Source organism: Peribacillus sp. TH14, from assembly GCF_016651145.1.
Classification (GTDB): Bacteria; Bacillota; Bacilli; order Bacillales; family DSM-1321; genus Peribacillus; species Peribacillus butanolivorans.
Genome location: NZ_JAEKEK010000001.1, coordinates 1,662,353 through 1,678,148, shown reverse-complemented (window position 1 = coordinate 1,678,148; position 15,796 = coordinate 1,662,353). Strand labels below are relative to the sequence as shown.

At 38.6% G+C, this 15,796-nt stretch carries 12 protein-coding genes and 3 riboswitches; of the genes, 9 read left to right on the top strand and 3 right to left on the bottom strand.

Annotated elements, in window-relative coordinates:
- Positions 1-1,728, top strand: coding sequence for a glycine betaine ABC transporter substrate-binding protein (locus JFU50_RS08115; RefSeq protein WP_201225039.1), 1,728 nt, complete (start codon positions 1-3; stop codon positions 1,726-1,728).
- Positions 1,729-1,908: 180 nt separating this feature from the next.
- Here JFU50_RS08115 and JFU50_RS08110 read toward each other — a convergent pair whose 3' ends face one another.
- Positions 1,909-2,091 (bottom strand): hypothetical protein, encoded by a 183-nt coding sequence (locus tag JFU50_RS08110; protein ID WP_056523237.1) that lies wholly within the window; start codon positions 2,089-2,091, stop codon positions 1,909-1,911.
- Between the two features lie 592 nt (positions 2,092-2,683).
- Here JFU50_RS08110 and JFU50_RS08105 point away from each other — a divergent pair.
- Positions 2,684-3,598, top strand: coding sequence for a nucleoside hydrolase (locus JFU50_RS08105; protein ID WP_201188399.1), 915 nt, complete (start codon positions 2,684-2,686; stop codon positions 3,596-3,598).
- 901 nt (positions 3,599-4,499) lie between these two features.
- The gene (locus JFU50_RS30420) at positions 4,500-4,700 is read left to right on the top strand and encodes a hypothetical protein (RefSeq protein ID WP_207198788.1); all 201 of its coding nucleotides are present in this window, start codon (positions 4,500-4,502) and stop codon (positions 4,698-4,700) included.
- Here the strand turns inward: JFU50_RS30420 and JFU50_RS08100 are convergent.
- Positions 4,679-5,629 (bottom strand): ABC transporter substrate-binding protein, encoded by a 951-nt coding sequence (locus tag JFU50_RS08100; RefSeq protein ID WP_201188401.1) that lies wholly within the window; start codon positions 5,627-5,629, stop codon positions 4,679-4,681. The two genes, JFU50_RS30420 and JFU50_RS08100, sit on opposite strands and share 22 nt — an antisense overlap.
- A 3-nt stretch (positions 5,630-5,632) precedes the next feature.
- Positions 5,633-6,139 carry a hypothetical protein gene (locus JFU50_RS08095; RefSeq protein ID WP_242486089.1) on the bottom strand — a complete coding sequence of 169 codons (507 nt, stop codon included), beginning with the start codon at positions 6,137-6,139 and terminating at the stop codon, positions 5,633-5,635.
- Between the two features lie 198 nt (positions 6,140-6,337).
- Positions 6,338-6,557: riboswitch (cobalamin riboswitch) on the bottom strand.
- A gap of 201 nt (positions 6,558-6,758) precedes the next feature.
- Here JFU50_RS08095 and JFU50_RS08090 point away from each other — a divergent pair.
- From JFU50_RS08090 to glcT, 6 genes are all read left to right on the top strand, one after another.
- A complete protein-coding gene (locus tag JFU50_RS08090) occupies positions 6,759-7,715 on the top strand; it encodes an AAA family ATPase (protein ID WP_053348904.1) in 957 nt (318 codons plus the stop codon).
- A complete protein-coding gene (locus JFU50_RS08085; RefSeq protein WP_201222357.1) occupies positions 7,715-8,911 on the top strand; it encodes a DUF58 domain-containing protein in 1,197 nt (398 codons plus the stop codon). The genes JFU50_RS08090 and JFU50_RS08085 overlap by 1 nt, the downstream gene beginning before the upstream one ends.
- Positions 8,908-11,112 carry a DUF4129 domain-containing transglutaminase family protein gene (locus tag JFU50_RS08080; protein WP_201222356.1) on the top strand — a complete coding sequence of 735 codons (2,205 nt, stop codon included), beginning with the start codon at positions 8,908-8,910 and terminating at the stop codon, positions 11,110-11,112. Before JFU50_RS08085 ends, JFU50_RS08080 begins: the two co-directional genes overlap by 4 nt.
- A 26-nt stretch (positions 11,113-11,138) precedes the next feature.
- Positions 11,139-11,240, top strand: a riboswitch (purine riboswitch).
- 178 nt (positions 11,241-11,418) lie between these two features.
- Positions 11,419-12,939, top strand: coding sequence for a glutamine-hydrolyzing GMP synthase (gene guaA, locus JFU50_RS08075; protein ID WP_201188434.1), 1,521 nt, complete (start codon positions 11,419-11,421; stop codon positions 12,937-12,939).
- A 281-nt stretch (positions 12,940-13,220) separates the two neighbouring features.
- Positions 13,221-13,322: riboswitch (purine riboswitch) on the top strand.
- A 106-nt stretch (positions 13,323-13,428) separates the two neighbouring features.
- Positions 13,429-14,760 (top strand): NCS2 family permease, encoded by a 1,332-nt coding sequence (locus JFU50_RS08070; RefSeq protein WP_053348900.1) that lies wholly within the window; start codon positions 13,429-13,431, stop codon positions 14,758-14,760.
- A 146-nt stretch (positions 14,761-14,906) separates the two neighbouring features.
- On the top strand, positions 14,907-15,749 hold the full coding sequence (glcT, locus tag JFU50_RS08065) for a glucose PTS transporter transcription antiterminator GlcT (RefSeq protein WP_201188409.1): 843 nt from the start codon (positions 14,907-14,909) through the stop codon (positions 15,747-15,749).
- Positions 15,750-15,796 lie beyond the last annotated feature (47 nt).

The window sequence follows — 15,796 nt, the reverse complement described above, 5'->3', positions numbered from 1 at the left end:
ATGAATATTCCGAAAATCCCACTGGGAGCTTGGGTCGATTCTTTAGTGGATTGGATAACTATTGTATTTGCTGGATTATTTACACTTATTACGAATGGGATTGAGGGTCTATTGGATATCCTGGTCGATGTAATGAGTGCGGGACCATCCATCGTGTTAATCATCGTCCTAACCCTTCTGGTTACCTATACAAGCAGATGGCCATTAGGGATATTTACTTTTATTAGCTTACTATTAATCGATAATCTTGGTTATTGGGAATCGAGCATTCAAACACTGGCTATCGTTATATTGTCAGGATTCCTAACCATCCTTATAGGGATACCGATCGGAATATGGTGTGCCCAAAATAAAACGGTGCGCAAGGTCGTTACCCCAATCTTGGATTTCATGCAAACGATGCCTGCATTCGTTTATTTGATTCCTTCGATATTATTCTTTGGAATAGGGGTAGTGCCGGGGATCATTGCGTCATTCATTTTCGCAATCGCACCGACGATCCGTATGACCAATCTTGGGATTCAGGAAGTGCCCAATGATTTGATCGAGGCATCGGATGCTTTTGGTTCGACCAGCAGCCAAAAGTTATTCAAGGTACAAATACCATTGGCTACTCCAACAATCATGGCAGGCGTTAACCAAAGCATCATGCTGGCACTATCCATGGTAGTTACAGCTTCATTGGTTGGAGCACCCGGACTTGGGGCGGATGTCTACCGGGCTGTTAGCCAAATAAATGTTGGGCAAGGATTTGAAGCAGGTTTATCCATCGTGATCATTGCAATCATACTCGATCGTATCACGCAAAACCTTCGTAAACCAGCTTACGAACATATCGTTAGCCGGAAAATCATTTTTACAATACTGGCCCTACTAGTTGTGGGTACTGCACTATTCAGTACTTTTACAAAAGATACGGCTGTAAAAGGGGATAAAAATAGTTTTGCTGCCAAAGCCAATTATGAAATCATCGGAATTGAACCTGGAGCAGGATTGATGAAGTTGACTAAAACGGCTATAGATGATTATAAGCTGGATGATTGGAAGTTGGTTGAAGGGTCTTCAGCGGCAATGGTTGCTGAATTGAAAAAAGCGATTGATAAAAAAGAACCAATCGTGGTTACAGGATGGTCACCGCATTGGATGTTCTCGAAATATGACTTGAAATATCTCGAAGATCCGAATGAATCCTTTGGCGGGGCTGAAAATATTAACTCGATTGCCAGAAAAGGCCTTGAGCAAGATGCCCCAGGCGCTTATAAAATTCTTGATCAATTCTTCTGGGATACTAAAGATATGGAAGATGTAATGGTCAAAGTTACTGAAGGTATGTCTCCTTCAGAAGCAGCAGAAAAATGGATAAAAGAAAATCAGGACAAAGTATCCGAATGGACCAAAGGTGCTGAATCAGGAAATGGTGAAAAAATCAAACTGGTTTATGTTGCATGGGACACTGAAATTGCCAGCACAAATGTGATTGGCAAGGTTCTGGAACAGAATGGTTATGACGTAACATTAAGTCAAGTTGAAGTCGGACCAATGTTTGCCGGCGTTGCAAACGGAAGTGCGGACGCAATGGTGGCTGCATGGCTCCCGGGTACACATCTTGAATACTATAATAAGTATAAAGATGACATGGTTGACCTTGGACCAAATCTAAAAGGAACAAAAAATGGTCTGGTCGTACCAGATTATGTCGATATTGATTCAATTGAAGATTTGAAATAAGAAAAAACGAGGGATTTTCGGACATGAAAATTCCTCGTTTTTTTTGTGATAAAAATGTTTTAGGGAGGAAGTGAGCCTAAAATGTTGAATTAAAAGAGTTTAAACTTTAATAATTACATGCACTAATTAATGATTGCTGGCTAAAGGGAAGTGTATAAAGAGAAAAAGAATAAACGAATCCTAATTAATAGAAACAAATTTATTTTTCAATTCCTCTTCAGATACCACGATTTTACCTCGCAAATCTTCGGAAAGTAATACATAGCTTTTCACTCCTATGAACTCTGAATCGGAAATAATAAAGAACTTTGTTCCCTTTTTGTACGTAGAAGGATAATCTTCAATTAACTTTAACATCTTCATCTTTTTTCCACCTTGAATATCCATTAACTAATTAGAATGTAACAACTTTCTTTATACTGGTAACCTCATATTATCTATCTATTTATAGCCTTCAACTATTTGGCCTATTTTAAAAATGAAATCACGGATATTGAATTTAAATAAATATCTTTGAATTAATAATCCAATATAAGTATTTACTAGTCAAGAATACATTTAAGTAAATATCTTTAAATATTTTAAGAAATCAGATGAAAACCGGCAAGGTGAGGTTCACCAACTGGATCACCCAACAAGGTTGTACCATTTTGGATCATTTCTTTCATGTATTTACTGCTAAATTGTGGGGATTATCTGTTTTTCTTTTTAATTGTCTATTATAAATATTCTTAAACTTTCCGTGGAATAACCTTTAATTGAATGCTAAAATTTAGTTGGAAAACCGGTTTCTCTAATACATAAGAAAAGAAAAAATGGGATGTAACGGATGTAGATGTATCCAATCACTAGGGTGCTTCCAAAGTAACTGTATTGTAAGATCCAGTGTTTGTATAAGAAATTTTGTCAACGGTACTATCATCGTAATCCGTTTAAAAAGAAAGTGGGAAAATATATGAAACCAATAATATTTGATGTTGATACTGGGGTTGATGATGCCTTAGCGATGGCATACGCATTAAACTCTCCTGAATTGGACGTGCTAGGCTTTACAACTTGCTTTGGTAACGTGTCCGTAGCTGAATCGACTCGTAATACGCTGGCAGTTTTGGAAAAGGTAGAAAAGAATATTCCTGTTTATAAAGGAGCCAATCAAACATTGGTGCGTGGAATGAAGAAAAAGTATCCAAAGCATGTTCATGGAGAAGACGGTTTAGGAAATACACTTAAGAATGAACCAACTATTCAAGCATCACCGGGAAATGCAACCGATTTTATAATCAATCAGGTGAAAAGTCGCCCTCATGAAATAACGATTATTGCAGTTGGACCATTAACTAACATCGCTTTGGCCATTAAAAAAGCACCAGAAATTATTTCACTTGTTAAAGAGGTAGTGATAATGGGTGGTGCAGTAAAAGTACCAGGCAACGTAACGCCGTACGCTGAAGCCAATATCGTATCTGATCCTGAATCAGCTGATTATTTGTTTTCCTCAGGGATACCAGTCACCGTTGTGGGACTTGATGTAACACATCAAACGTTTTTACTAAGATCAAAGCTTGATGAATGGCGTTCGACTGGAAAAGGGACTGCCCAATTCTTTGCAGAAATGACCGAATTTTATATGAAGTCTTATGAAACTTTCAATCCAGGTATTGGAGGTTGTGCTCTTCATGATCCACTCGCAGTTGGAGTTGTGATTGATCCAAGTTTTGTGACTACAGAATGGATGAACGTTAAGGTTGTGACTGAAGGAGAAGAGACAGGTAGAACAATCGGTCAACATGAAGGTGTGGCAAGGATTCGCGTCTGTACAAAAGTAGATGCAGATCGATTTGTGAAACATTTCTTGGAACGAGTTATATAAGGACATGGACTCATGATGTGAGGCTCTAGCTTTGAACTTTAAAGAATATCGATTACTCTGCATGGGGATTACTAGTTAAGAGATATGCTCCGTTTGATACTTTTCAAAGTTAGCGGTTTTAACGTTTCATATTCACCTAAGGATCGTTTTAATCAACGGCTATAGGTAATAAATCAGCATTATATTTGCTGGAAAAAGGACATCCTTTCAATTGGATGTCCTTTTTCGATTTTCTTTCTGAAATGTTTTCATGAGCAGTTTCAAAATAAACATTTTTATGATCTAGAATTGATTACAGGTAACGCACAGTATTTTTAAGAGTGCGGGTGGAGTCCAACTTAATACTACAATCTCTTTAGGGAAAACACTTAAACGATATTGGCTTTTTTGTTTTTTTAAAATTAATCAATCGTTTGATTAATAAAATAATTGGAAGGATTAGTGAAAGTCTAAGGTTACTATTTTATGGGGAAAAGAAATGTATTTTCCATAATAGTCACGTATTCATGGGCATAAAGTTTTTATACTTATAAAACATGTAAAATAGTTGGCACTCGGGTGGTCTTCTTTTTTTGGAAAAAACAACAATGTAGTATAACGGAGCCTAAATAAAAAGGAAACCATTTAACTAAAGTTAAATGGTCCTTCGAAATAAATTTCAAAACTAATGTTTTTATAAGCTGTGTTTTTACTTTCAATGAAGTTCTCACATTGCTTTAAAAGGTATGTGAATACCTGTGTTCTTAAAACAGCCATACGGCTGTTTTTTTGCTACATACCTAGAAAGGTTTTAAGAATTCCTAAAAGAAGGGCGACTGCTAAGACCCATATAAAGAATTTTTTATACATGATCATTACCTCGAATTTTTTATGATTAGATTGCATTCATCTTAGCATAAAGATGAAAGAAGAGCAGGTGGTTCGTTATTTGCAAAGGGAGACCTTAAAAGAGAAATATAAGGGATTAGCGATGGAGGGCAGCTGCTCCAGGAGAGTGTGTGGTTGTAGTGATGGACTTAGGGAAGCAGAGGTAAAAAAGGAAAGGATGATCCAAGAACTTTGGAACATCCTTCTTTCGCATTATTTAAATAAGTCTGGATAAATGGTCTTTGCTGCGAGTTCTACAGCTTCACCAATCCTTGGCCCAGGACGTGACATAATATTTTCATCAAGTAGATAGACTTGATCATTTTTCACGGCGTTGATATCTTCCCAGCCTTTACGGGATTTAATTTCATCAACAGCATCATCTGCAAAGGTAGCAGTTGTAATGATAGCATTAGGGTTTCGTTTGACAATTTCTTCATCTGAAACTTTAACCCAGCCTTTTTGGTCGGCAAAGATGTTTTCAATGCCTGCAGTTTTTAGAATTTCTTGTTGGAAGGTTTCCGCTCCTGTTGTATAGATTTCTGGAGCTGGACTAATTTCAAAATAGGTTTGTTCCTTTTCATCTAATGTTTCAATTTTTTCCTCAACACTTGTAATTTGGGTTTGGATATCTTTCACCAATTCTTCGCCTTTTTCAGCTACGCCCATGACTTCAGCAATTTGCCCAATATCCCCATATACATCATCAAAATTTGTCGCGGATTTAATAATGAATACTGGGATTCCAGCATCTTCAAGTGGTTTCATCGTCGTTTCATCACCAATGGTATAAGCAATAATGGCATCTGGTTTTAAGGAAATAATTTTCTCTGCATTGATATTCACCGAATCGGAAACATGTTCAATATCCTTTGCTTCTTCTGGATAATTATCGAAGTCGGTCACGCCAACGACCTTATCTCCCAGCCCTAGTTCAAATAAAATTTCTGTATTACTTGGTTGAAGTGAAACTACTGTTTCCGGAACTTTATCAAATTTTATTTTCTTTCCAGTATCATCGGTAACGGTATAGGCTTTGACTTCTTCTGTCTTATTAGTGTCTTTCTTTTCCTTTGCCGTCTGGTCATCCGTTACTCCACATCCGGTAAGGAAAAGGGCAAGTATCAAGGTGGAAATCCAACTAAATCGTATGCTTCTCTTCATTATTTATTCCTCCGTTTTCTTCTTCATGGGTTTGGTTGGGTATGATTTACTGATAAAAGGAATCTCCTCAATACCATGTTGCTTATTGACGTAGACAGCCATCACGAATAGAACATTTGCAAGCAAATGGGCGTAATCAAAGAGAATTTCAGGGATTTCTATTTCTAAACTAACCTTGTGTAAAGCACGGACCGACTTTTTGGCTTCACTGCGGCAAGTATGCAGAACACAGGCGGCGGTTGAACCTTGCGGAAGCACGAATGTCTCAATATGCTCTTTAACTTCTGCGACATAATGGTCGTAGATGGCACTTAGACGTTTCAGATCATTGTCGGTAATGGCCAATTTCCCACGGACTGAACCATTTAAATGATAAGCCATCGGCAACAATTCCATTAAATCTCGGTATACATCCGGAACATCCTTTGTAAGCGAGGCGGCCAAGCCAATTTGTGTCGTCAAAGAGTCGGTACGTATTTCATAATCGACGGTAGACTCGGATTCGCGCATGTATGGATAGCATAAAAAACGAAAATCCTTTTTTGCCATAACTCTTCCTCCTCTTCATAGTTAGATGAATCACCTCAGTATCGCTTTTCTCAGCAAAAGAAAAAGCCGACCAAGGGCATTGGTCGGCATCAATCACCTATGTATCTGTAACAGAAAAAGATGGAAGATTGCCGTACAATCCTCCTATCTTCCGAAGAGCATAATACGATAAAAAAGGCAGGTCTCCTGGCCCGTGCGTCATTTTACTCTAAGAACCTTCCCATTTGAACAGGATGAATGGTTATCGATGTGAATCTTTATCCTCAAACAGTGGTATTTATCTTATTTCATTAGCACTTACAGTTGCGGAAACAGCTTCGGTTTTACACCAAATTCCCTATTAAGCTGACAAGTCAGCACCTTTTTCTGCAAGGTTTATATTCACTTAGCAACAGTTTACCATACCTTTTTCCTAAAGCAGTATGAATATTTTTAGAGAAATTCGTTTATGGTTTGCGAATTATCTAGTAAACTTACAATGTAAGGTTTAATTGGATGTTAATGTAAAACGCATATCGAGTATAAAGAATATATAATAGGTGTTATATAAGAGTAATAGGGTAATCTCAGGAGGTAGAGTATGATTTATAAGCAGGTAAATCAAAAACTGGAAAAGATTTTAGGGAATATTGAAAAAGTGATTATTGGAAAACGAGATATAGCAGAACTGAGCATCGTAGCACTTCTTTCTGGGGGGCATGTTTTATTGGAGGATGTTCCTGGTGTAGGTAAGACTGTCATGGTCAGAGCACTGGCAAGATCGATAGGCGCAAACTTTAAGCGTATACAATTCACACCTGATTTACTACCTTCAGATGTAACGGGTGTTTCAATTTTCAATCCAAAGGAACAAGAATTTATTTTTAGACCAGGACCAATCATGGGCCATATTATTTTAGCCGATGAGATAAACCGGACCTCGCCGAAAACACAATCTGCCTTGCTTGAAGCAATGGAAGAGGCAAGTGTGACGGTTGATGGGGTTACAAGGGGATTGGAGAAACCCTTTTTCGTTATGGCAACACAAAATCCCATTGAGTACGAAGGAACATACCCACTTCCAGAGGCGCAATTGGATCGTTTTCTATTAAAAATGAAAATGGGCTATCCGGGTGTTGACGAAGAAATTGAGGTTTTGCATCGAGCTCAATATGCCGCACCACTTGAAGAGTTAGAATCTGTGATTACTTTAGAGGAATTAATAGCTTTACAGGAAGAGGCTAAAGCAGTGATAGTGGATGACACGATAAAGCGGTATATTGTTAATTTGGCTAATCGATCTCGTACGCATGAGAGAGTATATTTAGGGGTGAGTCCACGTGGATCGATTGCATTGATGAAGGCGGCCCAAGCTTATGCACTTTTGCAGGGCAGAGATTATGTTCTACCGGATGATGTGCAATATTTAGTACCGTTCGTGTTTGCCCACAGACTTATCCTGAAGCCAGAAGCGAATTATGAGGGAGTGGATGCTGGCATGGTGATTCACGAGATTGTCGCGACGATTCAAGTGCCTGTGAAGAGAGCTGTGACCTAATGCGGAACTTGATCAGCATCTTAAAGGAAAACATGAGTGTGATTGGCTTGTTATTACTTATAGCGATTTCCTTTTCTTTTGCGATGTTTCAAGGCGGTTTTGTCAGTTGGTTTATTTTTTATACATTTTTGCCGTTCGCTGTGTACTCTACGATTCTACTTTTTTATCCGATTAATAACATTATCGTTGAGAGAAAGGTCAGTAAAAGAGAATGCCGAGCAGGCGATTCTGTAGAAATAGCTTTAACTGTTACCCGTAAAAACAGGCTGCCTCTTTTATATTTGATGGTAGAGGAAGAGTTGCCGAAGGAATTGGAAAATAGGGGGATGCAAAGAAAAACACTTGTCTTTCCTGGTTTCAGGCATACATTCAGTATGACATATACTTTGAACAATTTGCCACGGGGTGAGCATACATTTCAAACAATCCGTTTCAGGACAGGAGACTTTTTTGGCGTCTTTGAAAAGGAAGCGACATATAGTTCACCTTTAAAAATCACTGTTTTCCCTTCATATCATGAGCTTACCTACAGAGATCTTGAGCGTGTATTCAATCAGGGACAAGTGGGATCAACAAAAAAAACACAGCGAGAACAATCAGTAGTATCTGGAGTTAGAGAGTATCAGCCAGGTGATCAGTTATCCTGGATTAACTGGAAGGCAACGGCTAGAACAAGTGAAATCATGACAAAGGAATTTGAAGTTCAGAAAAACCGTGATGTGTTTATCATACTTGATAATCAGGAATCGCTTTTCTTCGAAGAAGCAATTGTAATGACGGCTTCCTTTGTACATGCCATGTTAAAAAAAGGCATAGAGATTGGTTTCGCTAGTACGGGATCGAGGCAAATCTTACCGACTGGAGGAGGCAATAACCAGAAACGAAAGATTTTTTACCGCCTTGCTAAAGAAAAACCGAGTAGGATAACCACTTGGAACGGGATCATAAGGAAGGAAATTCTGCCGGCCAACGCAGCTGTGATTTTCATTGTCTCGGAATTAACATTAGAAAAGGTAGAAGTATTGAGTGCATTCCGCGCTAATCAAGGATTAACGTTGTTTTGTGTGAAAAACCCAGCAGACTTTACAGATGAGGAAAAAAAATCAAGAGCCGCAGCAGTATCACGGGGAATAAAGGTTTGCTTTCTTGAACAGGGGTATCTGCAACACGACAGACGAGAGGTGATGATGAAATGAATGTTTCAACCCCCTTGTTGGAAAAGTGGATGCATGTTCTTCTGTATACCTTTGGTCTGTTGTTGATCACAGAATGGTTAAGGCCTGTTGAGAGACTCACGGATACAGGGAATATTGTTGTTTTTGTTCTGTTTGTGATTTTTTCCCTACTACTGCATTATTTCCACTTCCATTGGCTAATCCGCTGTACCCTCTTAAGTGTTTATATAATGATTTCAGTACAGTTTCTTCATTCGAAAACCGCTTTATTTGAATTTTCATGGTTTAAAGGCAATCTGCTTGATTTTACAGCCAATCTATCAAATATATACGATGGCAAATGGGAGTTACTTTCAAATCCATTTCGAACTTTTCTATTTTTCTTGCTTCTTTGGCTTGTGACATATTTGATTCATTACTGGGTGATGGTGAAGCAAAGTATCTTTTTCTTTTTTATGTTAACGGTGATTTTTATATCGATACTTGATACATTTACTCCCTATGATGGTGATAAGGCAATGATAAGAATCATCATAATTGGTTTTGCAATGCTCGGTCTGCTGGCCTTGATGAGTCTGTCCATTCAGGAGCAGCTTAGGTTTTCAAGGGCTCCTATCAAGAAATGGATCTTGATCCTAACGGTGATGATTTTGATAAGTGTCCTTTTCGGTTTTGGTGCCCCTAAGTTCTCTCCACAATGGCGGGATCCAGTTCCGTATATTACTTCTTATTCAGATAAAGTGATGAAAGAAGATAGTAGTTCCACAGACAAAAGGGTGGGGTATGATGAAGATGATTCGGAACTTGGCGGATCGATAGAGCCAGATAGTTCTATTGTCTTTTATAACAATGCTCCTGCAGGTCATTACTGGAAAGTGGAGAACAAAGATGTCTATACTGGAAAAGGATGGGTTTCCTTAGAGGGAATAGACTTTTTTACTTTTTCTAACGGCCAGGAAATGACTTCGTTAAATACTTACGATATTCCGGAGATAGTAAAAGCAGATGAAATGTCAGCGAGAGTATCCATGATGGAATTGTATTCTCATATTCTTCATCCGCAGTCAGGTTATTTAAAAAAGGTCAAGGGTAAAAAAGGAAAAGAGTTCAAGTTTTATAAGGATATGGACAAAATCATATCCGAAAAGGAAGACGGCGAAAGCCTTCTATTGAAAGAATATGAAATGACCTATGATATGCCGAGGTTTGATATGGCTAAGCTAAGGAAGGTCACAGAGCCGGATGAAACGATGGGTGTCTTAATGGATAAAAATACTCAGCTTCCAGAGGGCTTACCTAATCGAATATATGAATTGGCATCGCAGCTTACAATTAATGAAACAAATTGGTACGATAAAGCGAAAGCCATTGAAAATTATTTTGATGGTCCTGATTTTGTTTATTCAAAGGATGATGTTGCGTATCCGGAGGCAAATCAAGATTATGTCGATCAATTTTTATTCGAGACCCAGATTGGATATTGCGACAACTATTCAACTGCAATGGTCGTCTTACTACGTGCCGCCAATATACCGGCTAGGTGGGTAAAGGGTTATACTGAAGGAGAAAAATCAATTTATAAGGGTGAATCCGTTTATAAGGTAACGAATAATAATGCTCATTCCTGGGTAGAAGTTTATTTTTCTGGAATTGGCTGGGTTCCCTTTGAACCAACAAAGGGATTCACTGGAGAAGTTGAATTTTACAATTCGGACTTGAAACAGGATGATATAAAGAATTCGGAGACGGACACTCCAGCTAATGCAGAGCAGAAAAAGATGGAGACTAGTGAACGTCATGATACCCCTGATAAGGATACTCAATCATCTAGAGACAGGTTTGTGGGAAGCCAGGAAGGAATCTTGAAATGGACTTCTATCACTCTCATAAGTTTGCTGATGCTTGTGACAATTGGTTATTTCTCTAGAAGGAAGTGGATTCCGCACCTGCAGATTCTCCGCTATAAAAAGAAATCTGGCTCTCATTTTACGACGGCCTATGTATTATTATTGAAACAATTAAAACGTGCTGGTTTAGCACGTCCGGAAGGGCAAACATTAAGGGAGTACGCCGCATATGTGGATGCAGTGTACGGTACAGATGAGATGCAGAAGTTGACAGCTCGTTACGAATTAATAATTTACCGTGGAGACGTTGAAAATGGCGAATGGGAGCACTTACAAATCGGTTGGGAAAGCTTAATGAAAAAAACTAGCTCTTGACCAGCTTTTTATTATATTGATACAATAACTTAAACTAATATATCCTTCATATATCCTCGATAATATGGATCGAAAGTTTCTACCGAATCACCGTAAATGATTTGACTATGAAGGCGGATTTTAACTGGAAAGCTGAAAATCTGCCTTCGTCTGTACTTTTTGTGTATTTTTGAGGGTGGATTTTTAGTTTTTCTTTTTTTATGATAATATTTTTTATAAGAAACTATCACTCGATTTTTTGGGTGAATTACATTGATAGAGGTGACGTTTGTGCCGGGGAAAACAGAATTGCAAAAAAACCAGGAAATGATCGTAGTACTTGATTTCGGAAGCCAATATAATCAATTGATTACTCGTCGTATTCGTGAATTTGGTGTGTACAGTGAGCTTCATCCTCATACAATTACAGCAGAAGAAATTCTAAAAATGAATCCAACTGGGATTATTTTTTCAGGCGGTCCGAACAGTGTGTATGATGCATCTGCATTTGGGTGCGATGAGCGCATTTTCGAATTAGGTCTGCCGATTTTCGGTATTTGTTATGGTATGCAGCTAATGACGAAACATTTTGGCGGAAAAGTGGAGCCAGCTAAAAACCGTGAATACGGAAAAGCAACACTTGCCATTCAAAATGATTCTAAGTTATTCGGCGATCTGCCAAAAGAACAAATTGTCTGGATGAGCCATGGTGATTTAGTTGTCGAAACGCCTGAAGGTTTCACCATCGATGGAACGAACCCATCTTGCCCGATCTCAGCTATGAGTGATGAGTCACGTAAATTGTATGCAGTACAATTCCATCCAGAAGTACGTCATTCTGTATACGGAAATGATATTTTGAAAAATTTCGTATTTGGCGTTTGTGGCTGCAAAGGCGACTGGTCCATGGAAAACTTCATTGAAGTCGAAATGGAAAAAATCCGTCAAACGGTCGGAGATAAAAAAGTACTATGCGCTTTGAGCGGCGGAGTGGATTCATCCGTTGTTGCTGTATTGATCCATAAGGCAATTGGCGATCAGTTAACATGTATTTTCGTTGATCATGGATTGCTGCGTAAAGGGGAAGCCGAAGGTGTAATGAAAACATTCAGTGAAGGCTTTAATATGAACGTAATTAAAGTCGATGCAGCTGAGCGTTTCCTTTCGAAACTTGCTGGCGTTTCCGATCCGGAACAAAAACGGAAAATTATCGGTAATGAGTTCATCTACGTATTCGATGATGAAGCAACGAAGCTTGAAGGTATTGATTTCCTTGCACAAGGAACACTTTACACAGACATTATTGAAAGTGGTACGGCTACTGCACAAACAATTAAATCGCATCATAATGTTGGCGGTCTGCCGGAAGATATGCAATTTAAACTGATTGAGCCATTGAATACTCTATTCAAGGATGAAGTGCGTGCACTTGGAAGTGAAATGGGGATTCCAGATGAAATCGTTTGGCGTCAGCCGTTCCCTGGACCAGGTTTAGGTATTCGTGTATTAGGGGAAATATCGGATGAAAAACTTGAAATCGTTCGTGAATCTGATCATATCTTACGTGAAGAAATTAAAAATAATGGTTTGGAACGTGAAATCTGGCAGTACTTCACGGTGCTTCCTAATATCCGTAGTGTAGGGGTAATGGGCGATGCTCGTACGTATGATTACACAATTGGTATTCGTGCGGTTACATCCATTGACGGAATGACTTCAGATTGGGCTAGAATTCCATGGGATGTACTTGAAATCATCTCAACAAGAATCGTTAATGAAGTAAACCACGTAAACCGCGTCGTGTATGACATTACGTCTAAGCCACCTGCAACAATTGAGTGGGAATAGAATAAAAACATCTGATCAGTGAAGGGTTTAACCTTCACTGATTTTTTTATTTAAGTTAAGTTGCTCTATTTATCCAGTTTTAGCATGATTCGTTTATTAAAATAGGTTTCCTAGACTAGTGAAAAAGGGGAAGGATAGGTTGAATGCTTACATTTTACGTATGTTTATGGGTGTATAATCATTATAATTAGGACCAAAAGCGAACATTGTCTAAAATTACATATAAAATATTCGTTTAAGATATTGACGATTATTTTTGTGACTGGTACACTATACCTATAATAATAAAAAAACATAATTGTCGTATAATATTGGGGATATGGCCCAAAAGTTTCTACCAGGCTGCCGTTAACAGCTTGACTACGATGTGAATGAATTGGTGAGTTAGGATAACTGCCACTTCTTTACATATTAGTAGTCAAGCCCGATTCGGAAGCGAATGGGGCATTTTCCTTTTGGCTTACGATTCTATGATAGGGGAGACTCATAATGAAGAATTACTTTCGGTTTAATGAACTGGGAACTAATTATCGTCGGGAAATACTGGGTGGTTTAACAACGTTCCTTTCTATGGCGTATATCCTGGTTGTAAACCCTGTGATGTTAACTTTACAAAGCATCGAGGACTACCCAGATGAATTAAGAATGGATTACGGAGCAGTTTTTGCCGCGACAGCCTTAGCCGCTGCGATAGGTTCAATACTGATGGGGCTCATAGCCAGGTATCCAATATCTCTTGCTCCAGGTATGGGCTTGAATGCATTCTTTGCTTTTACCGTTGTACTTGGTTTTGGAATACCATGGCAGACAGCTCTAACAGGAGTTTTGATCTCAGGGATAATCTTCGTTCTACTGTCTCTATCAGGAATACGAGAGAAAATTATTAATGCAATTCCAGTTGAATTGAAATATGCCGTTGGAGCGGGTATTGGCTTGTTCATTACCTTTGTAGGGTTCCAAAATGCAGGAATTATTACGAATGATGATAGCGTGCTTGTCGGTCTAGGTGACCTAACATCAGGAAATACTTTATTAGCTGTGTTCGGGATTGTCGTAACTGTTATATTAATGACAAAAGGCGTAAAAAGCGGCGTGTTCATAGGGATGGTCATTACGGCTATCGCAGGAATGATATTTGGACAAGTGCCGGTTCCAGATAAAATAATCGGGGCAGTTCCAAGCATTGCACCAACATTTGGAGTTGCATTTGATGCATTCGGAAATCCAGGTGAGCTATTCACTGGTCAAATGTTAATCGTTATTTTAACCTTCTTATTTGTAGCGTTCTTTGATACAGCAGGTACGTTAGTGGCTGTTGCTCAGCAAGCAGGTTTGATGAAGGATAATATTCTTCCGAGAGTAGGTAAAGGGTTGCTTGCTGATTCTCTATCCATCGTTTCAGGTGCAATTCTAGGAACATCAACTACAACATCTTATGTAGAGTCAACATCGGGTGTTGCTGCTGGTGCCCGAAGCGGTTTTGCAGCTGTGGTTACAGGTTTGCTATTTGTCCTATCCCTTTTCTTCTTCCCGCTTCTTTCCGTTGTGACATCAGCGGTAACTGCGCCAGCGTTGGTTATAGTGGGTGTATTAATGGCATCCTCACTTAAAAACATTGACTGGCATAAGTTTGAAGTGGCAGTACCAGCCTTCTTCACAGTTATCATGATGCCGATGACATATTCGATTGCAACAGGGATTGCTTGTGGTTTTATCTTTTATCCCATCACGATGTCAATGAAAGGGAGAGCGAAAGAAGTTCATCCAATTATGTGGGGTCTTGGAGTCGTCTTCCTTCTATACTTTATTTTCTTGAAGTAATAATAAGAGCAAGTGAGAAGGGTCCCGTTTATGGGGCCCTTCTTTCATGTTGTAAGGGAAAGGTCAATTCGTGTATAGTAAAAGTACCAAGTATTTTATCCGGTATAGGACATATGGATGATTTTTCGAAAAAATGAGGGAGAATAATGAATGGTTTTATCGTTGAAAAGGTTTTGAACAATAACGTGGTAATTGCCACTCATTCGTCGTATGGTGAAGTCGTTTCAATTGGAAAGGGCATAGGATTCAACCGAAAGAAAGGCGAAGAATTAAGTCCAGATCTTGCAGAGAAAACGTTTGTTTTAAAAAATGTGAAAGAACAGGAAAGCTACAAAAAGCTTTTGCCAAAGATTGATCAAAATCTGCAAGCAGCAATAATAGAATCCATTCATCTTATTAACAATCGAGTGTCAGGGAAACTTAATGAACATATACATGTCGGATTAACCGATCATTTACTGTTCGCCCTTCAGCGTGTTTCACAAGGAATGACTATTAAAAACCCATTCTTAAAAGAAACGATAACCCTCTATCCTTTTGAACATGATATTGCAGTTGATGTCATTGACCTAATCGAAGATAAGACAGGTATAGGACTGCCACAAGGTGAAATTGGTTTTATTACGCTTCATATTCATAGTGCAATAGCGAATAAAGACCTCTCGGAAGTCAATCAGCACTCGCAACTAATTTATCATCTTATCCAAGTCGTTGAAGAACAGTTGGAAGTACAAATTAATAAGGATAGCGTTGATTATACGCGTCTGGTTCGTCATTTAAGGTTCATGATAGACCGTGTAATGGCAGGGGAAGAGGTAGACGAACCTGAAAAAATCGCATTGCTATTGAAAGAAGAATATCCATTGTGTTACAATATTTCATGGAAGCTAATAAAAATTATGCAACAGAAATTAGGCAAACCGGTTTTTGATGCGGAAGCTGTCTATCTAACGATGCATATTCAACGATTGCAAAAGAAAATTAAATAAAAATACATTAACTTACGTGTTACTGATTCGATCAGGCATAAGTGAGG

Bases quoted from the DNA above. Each gene is read 5' to 3' on its own strand.
- JFU50_RS08115 (WP_201225039.1), top strand. From the start codon at position 1: ATGAATATTCCGAAAATCCCACTGGGAGCTTGGGTCGATTCTTTAGTG.
- JFU50_RS08110 (WP_056523237.1), bottom strand. From the start codon at position 2,091: ATGAAGATGTTAAAGTTAATTGAAGATTATCCTTCTACGTACAAAAAG.
- JFU50_RS08105 (WP_201188399.1), top strand. From the start codon at position 2,684: ATGAAACCAATAATATTTGATGTTGATACTGGGGTTGATGATGCCTTA.
- JFU50_RS30420 (WP_207198788.1), top strand. From the start codon at position 4,500: ATGAAAGAAGAGCAGGTGGTTCGTTATTTGCAAAGGGAGACCTTAAAA.
- JFU50_RS08100 (WP_201188401.1), bottom strand. From the start codon at position 5,629: ATGAAGAGAAGCATACGATTTAGTTGGATTTCCACCTTGATACTTGCC.
- JFU50_RS08095 (WP_242486089.1), bottom strand. From the start codon at position 6,139: ATGCGCGAATCCGAGTCTACCGTCGATTATGAAATACGTACCGACTCT.
- JFU50_RS08090 (WP_053348904.1), top strand. From the start codon at position 6,759: ATGATTTATAAGCAGGTAAATCAAAAACTGGAAAAGATTTTAGGGAAT.
- JFU50_RS08085 (WP_201222357.1), top strand. From the start codon at position 7,715: ATGCGGAACTTGATCAGCATCTTAAAGGAAAACATGAGTGTGATTGGC.
- JFU50_RS08080 (WP_201222356.1), top strand. From the start codon at position 8,908: ATGAATGTTTCAACCCCCTTGTTGGAAAAGTGGATGCATGTTCTTCTG.
- guaA (WP_201188434.1), top strand. From the start codon at position 11,419: ATGATCGTAGTACTTGATTTCGGAAGCCAATATAATCAATTGATTACT.
- JFU50_RS08070 (WP_053348900.1), top strand. From the start codon at position 13,429: ATGAAGAATTACTTTCGGTTTAATGAACTGGGAACTAATTATCGTCGG.
- glcT (WP_201188409.1), top strand. From the start codon at position 14,907: ATGAATGGTTTTATCGTTGAAAAGGTTTTGAACAATAACGTGGTAATT.